This is a genomic window from Bacillus sp. C30 (assembly GCF_040838255.1).
GTDB classification, from domain to species: domain Bacteria; phylum Bacillota; class Bacilli; order Bacillales; family Bacillaceae_G; genus Bacillus_A; species Bacillus_A mycoides.
This window is the reverse complement of the sequence record NZ_JBFPJH010000323.1, coordinates 1-3,626: the sequence shown is the minus strand read 5'-3', so window position 1 is coordinate 3,626 and position 3,626 is coordinate 1. Positions and strand designations below refer to the sequence as shown.

3 protein-coding genes are annotated in these 3,626 nt (G+C 35.8%); all 3 read left to right on the top strand.

Annotated elements, in window-relative coordinates:
- Positions 1–1,031: endonuclease/exonuclease/phosphatase family protein (locus AB3X49_RS19465; RefSeq protein WP_367964143.1), on the top strand; the 1,031-nt coding region annotated here is incomplete at its 5' end.
- 34 nt (positions 1,032–1,065) lie between these two features.
- Positions 1,066–2,568 carry a DUF4077 domain-containing protein gene (locus AB3X49_RS19460; protein ID WP_367964140.1) on the top strand — a complete coding sequence of 501 codons (1,503 nt, stop codon included), beginning with the start codon at positions 1,066–1,068 and terminating at the stop codon, positions 2,566–2,568.
- Between the two features lie 211 nt (positions 2,569–2,779).
- Positions 2,780–3,175, top strand: a complete 396-nt coding sequence (locus AB3X49_RS19455; RefSeq protein ID WP_000573650.1) for an SET domain-containing protein — start codon at positions 2,780–2,782, stop codon at positions 3,173–3,175.
- Positions 3,176–3,626 lie beyond the last annotated feature (451 nt).

Here is a 3,626-nt window from a genome sequence, read left to right as displayed (position 1 = left end):
TATGTATTTTAGTAGGTGTGGGAGTTGTAGGTGGTTTTTTAGCGTATATGACACTTACAAAAGAACAGCCGGCTGATGTTATAAGCTTGAAGGTGGAAAACAATAAGGAGCGCGTAATTGCGCCTGGAAATGAATTTAAAGTTACAACATTTAATATTGGATATGCTGGACTAGATAAGGATCAAGACTTCTTTATGGATGGGGGAAAAGGGTCTGGTTCAAGTAGTAAAGAACAAACGGAAACTAACTTAAAGAATATGCTTTCGTTTTTAGAAAATGAAAATAGTGATTTTGCACTATTACAAGAAACAGATATAAAATCAATGCGATCATTTGATGTAAATGGGCATGAATTTTTGAAAAAAGGATTACCTGATTATGCTTCGTCATTCGGAAAGAACTACGATACGAAATGGGTTCCGGTGCCAATAACAAATCCGATGGGATATGCTGAAGCTGGATTAAGTACATTTTCTAAATATACGGTTCAAACAGCGAAGAGATTTCAGCTTCCTGGAATGGAGCCGTGGCCAAAGCGTTTATTTGATTTAGACCGAGCGATTGTTGAACATAAAATACCTGTTAATAATGGGAAATTTGTTAGACTCGTAAATTTACATTTGTCTGCTTATGATGAAGGCGGGAAAATTAGAAAACAGCAAGTAGAATATTTAAAAAAATATATGAACAAGCATTATAAAAATGGTGATTATGTCATAATGGGCGGAGACTGGAATCAATTACTTTCTAACGTTCAGTTAAGCGATCCTAAGTTTGTGAAAGAGCGTCCTGAGTGGTTAGTAGAGTTACCAAAGGACTTTACTGATGGTGGCTTTAAGTGGGCTGTAGATCCGTCTGTTATGACTGTGAGAGATGATGTGAAGAAATATGTGGAAGGTGAAAATTTCGTCACGATTATTGATGGCTTTATCGTTTCATCGAATGTTGAAATTGTAAATGTACAAGGGAAAGATTTGAAGTTTGAAAATAGCGATCATAACCCAGTGAGTGCGGTATTCAAGCTGAAGTAATCGATACGTATGAGTAGAAGGTGGGGCTTCATATATGGAGTGGTTAAAGAGAACTTGTTTTTCTAACCTTGAGAAAGAATCACAGAAAAATCATTTATTGCTATTTATCACGATTTGTAGTTTCTTCCTTGGGATAATCGCGATTGGGTATTACGGATATATTTTTACAGAGAGAGCAATAGCATTTTGGATGTGTGGTATTTCTATCGTAGTATTTGGAACGCTGCTTACTTTTATAGAAAGTATGGAAGCAATGTATAAATACATCATGACATGTATGCTACTTATTATGTCTTTCATTATGGTACAAGCATTTAATGAAAGCCCAGCTGTATTTCAAATGGTCTATTTTACATTAGCGGTTTCACTTATTTATTTGAGTGAACGTCTTATTTTAATTCTTGGCGGGGTAGCAGTTGTTGTTACATTTATACTTTGTAGTTATTGGCCAAATCAATTTTTTGCGTATACAGCGTCATCTGAAGCTGCAAATTTCGCAAGCTTGTTAGCGATTGTAACGATTGCAATGTGGGGTGTAACGAAGATTGGTTCTAATCTGTTGGCTCGTTTAAGTGATGAGAAGCAAGCGGTGATGAAGAAAGCTCAGGAGTTAGAAGAAACGCAAAGGCTTATTGAGAGAACAGTTGTGAAACTAGATAGTAATTTCAATCATTTAAGACAAAATATGAATACATCGATGGAGTCAATGAGTGAAATTAACTTTGCTTTTGAAGAAGTAGCAGTGGGAACCCAATCGCAATCAGAGATGATGTCTCGTTCAGTAGAAGTATTGAATGATATGGAGGGAAATATTGAACAAATCATCTCTCAAGTAAGAAATGCTTCGATTCGTGTTGATGAAAGTTTAGAAATTTCAAAGGGTAGTGTAAATACTTTAAGAAATTTTGAAGCTAACATGAGAAGTTTAAATGGTGTTATTTCACAATCAGGAACGATATTTAGAGAATTAATGACACAATCGAAACAAATTAATGAAATTGTAGATGTAATAACGAATATTTCAAGTCAGACGAGTTTGCTAGCTTTAAATGCAAATATTGAAGCTGCAAGGGCAGGAGAACATGGAAAAGGTTTTGCTATTGTAGCGAATGAAGTATTAAAGCTTGCTGAAGAATCGAATCGTTCTGCGGGGAGAATTCAAGGGATTTTGAAGGAGTTTAGTAATCAAGCAAGTAAAGTAGAAGTGCAGGTAGAGAAGTCAGAAAGAGTACAAGAAGAATGTAACGAAATGTTAGCAAGTGTTTTGACGAATGTAACGGATTTAGGGAAGTTTATTGATGCGATTAATGATGTAATGAGGGAGATTGTTGGTCATCAAGAAAGTTTCCAAGCTAAAACGACGAATATCGTAAAGGACGTTACACATGCTTCTAATGTAATTCAGCAAACTTCTGCGGCTACGGAAGAAGTGTTAGCAAGTGTGGAAGAAGAAAAACATCGAAATGATATATCGGTGAAGACGTTACATACTGTTAGCGAGCAAGTGAAGTTGCTAGAAGATATTTTAGAAAAGTAATATCTCTTAAAAAGGGTACACCATGTGTGCTCTTTTTTCATTTAAATGAATACTTGATAGTAATTTAATTGCTTTTCTGCGCGTTTTCTGCCAAGCTTAAGGAGATAAACTGAGACTTTAATTAGTGGGGCTATACGCTACTGATTATTAGTTGAACCCCGCAAATAGCGGAATAAAATACTTCAAAGAAAGAATTATATAGGTGACGCATATGATCGAAGTTAAGACTTCTGAACTTAGTGATGGAGAATTTAATAGAGGGGTATTTGCAACTCGTGATATTAAAAAGGGTGAGTTGATTCACTCAGCACCAGTTATCTCTTATCCGAATGAACAGCATGAACACATTGAGAAAACGTTACTTGCTGACTACGCATTTGAGTATGGGGTAAATCATACGGCATTCCTGTTAGGGTACGGCATGTTATTTAATCATGCATATAATCCGAATGCAACGTATGATATTGTCTTCGAGAATCATACGTTTAACTTCTTTGCTTACAAAGATATAAAAGCGGGAGAAGAGATTCTAATCAATTATAATGGTGAAGTTGATGATGATGAGCTATTATGGTTTGATAAGGAAAAAGAAGAGAACGAAAAATAATTTAATGAGTATAGAAAGGGCACATTCTGTGGGATGTGCTCTTTTTTTATGGCGTGTCCAGCTCATCTGGTCCGCTGCTTGCTGGTGAAAATCCAGTCTCTAAGTAAGAGCCAAGTCGTCTAGTAGCTGACAGGCAGCTGGTGGAGAAATCCTAAGGTTGAGCCCTGTGACAAAGTAATTTCTATTTATAGAAATGCGAGAGCGTATAGGAGTATACAGAGCCAAGAAATATACTATATTTACAACTGAATGATATGGTGAAAGGCTTAAATCGAATCTTATAAGGATTTAAAAATTACTATATCCTATCTCCAATTGGTCAAAGGTGGATCGGTAAAATAGATTGGTATGTCTTAGAATGGCTCAATTCTTTTTTCACTAACATCGCCCCTAAAGATACAGTATTGTACCTTTAGGGAGATGCTTTATTAGCTTTATATTGTAGAGGAAG